This is a genomic window from Imperialibacter sp., assembly GCF_040222815.1.
In the GTDB taxonomy this organism is placed as follows: Bacteria; Bacteroidota; Bacteroidia; order Cytophagales; family Cyclobacteriaceae; genus Imperialibacter.
This window is the reverse complement of the sequence record NZ_JAVKCH010000031.1, coordinates 1-1,600: the sequence shown is the minus strand read 5'-3', so window position 1 is coordinate 1,600 and position 1,600 is coordinate 1. Positions and strand designations below refer to the sequence as shown.

The window sequence follows — 1,600 nt, the reverse complement described above, 5'->3', positions numbered from 1 at the left end:
TCAAGTCATTACGGTTATTGAACCGAATCTCAAAAGTAGATAACTTGGGATCATGAATCAACCTGAGCAAAGCCCGGTTTTTTTATTGGTATAAATTACCATGATCAAGTTTGGGCAAAGCACTTTTTGAAATTCCAATTGGCTGCTCCCCAACAGGAGACACCGTATAGTAGAGCAAGTTCATTTAAGAGTGCCCACTCAGGTTTTAAACCTTTACAAAAATGGAAGAGCATGAAAAAAAGACAGTAAAGAAGCACTTGGGAAAAGGAATGCCGGTTTTCAACCCTCATGCCGCAGGCATTGACATTGGCGACAGAATGCACGATGTTGCCATTGACAGGGGAAATACCCATGAGGTGCGCCAGTACGATTCTTTCACCCAAGACTTGGAAAGTTTAGTGGCCTGGTTGAAAAAAGAGGGCATTACAACGGTGGCCATGGAAAGCACTGGGGTCTACTGGCTAAATCTGTATCTGCTCTTGGAAGAGGCCGGTATTGAGCCTTATCTGGTAAATGCCCGACACGTGAAAAACGTGACAGGCCGGAAAAAGGACGACACTGATGCCATCTGGCTTCAAAAGCTGCATAGTTGCGGGCTTTTGCAGAAAAGCTTTCAGCCTGATGCCGATATCAGGGTTTTGAGAACCTATGTGAGACAACGAAAAAAACTGATCACCAACAGTTCGGATTCGGCCCGCAGAATGCAGAAGGCATTGGAACTGATGAATATCAAACTCCATACAGTAATCAGCGATATCCTGGGCAAAACAGGAATGTCCATGGTCACCGCGATACTAAACGGGGAAAGGGATGTTGACGCATTAATCAAACTCAAAGATGGCCGGGTAAAAGCCAGCGAAGAAGAAATCAGAAAGTCATTGCATGGCATATGGTCTGAAGAGCACTTGTTTATGCTCAGGCACTCCTACCACAGTTATCAGTTTTTCCAATCCCAAAAATCAGAATGCGATGAAAAGATCAAACAATGCCTACTGTCACAGGTGGCAAAAGTAAACCAGGGGGATATAACTGGCATTGGAACCGAGAAAACAACCAGGCTCAAAAAAAACGAATTCACCTTTGATGCAAGAGGCCTGATGCATAGCCTTCTTGGGATTGATTTGTGCCAAATAGAGGGAATATCTGAAATAAGTGCCGTAGAACTGATCGCCGAAATTGGCACGAACATGAGCAAGTGGAAAAATGTGAAGCATTTCTCGGCATGGCTCAATTTAGCGCCAAACACCAAGATCACCGGGGGCAAAATTATTAGTAGCAAAATGCAGAAAAAGAAAAACCAGGCAGGCCTGACTTTGCGGATGGCCGCCAGTAATTTGACCAAGAGCAAATCCGATTTTGGGGACTATGCACGAAAAATGCGATCCAGGCTGGGCAAAAAAGGCGGAGTTGTGGCGGGTGCCCATCGTTTGGCGCGCATCATATACACCCTGATCAAAGAGAAGAAACAGTACGATACGGCAATACTTGCGCTGAACCACCAGAAGTGGAAGGAGCATAAGATCAAATACCTTGAACAGCAACTAAGCAAGCTCAAGGCTGTTGCCTAGAAGTCACTAAGCTGCATTTTGTTATATAGTAG

General features: G+C 44.9%; 1 protein-coding gene. It reads left to right on the top strand.

Features of this window, described 5'->3' with window-relative positions; translation table 11 throughout:
* The first annotated feature begins 221 nt into the window (after positions 1 to 221).
* A complete protein-coding gene (locus RIF36_RS17160) occupies positions 222 to 1,568 on the top strand; it encodes an IS110 family RNA-guided transposase (RefSeq protein WP_350149442.1) in 1,347 nt (448 codons plus the stop codon).
* Positions 1,569 to 1,600: the final 32 nt, after the last annotated feature.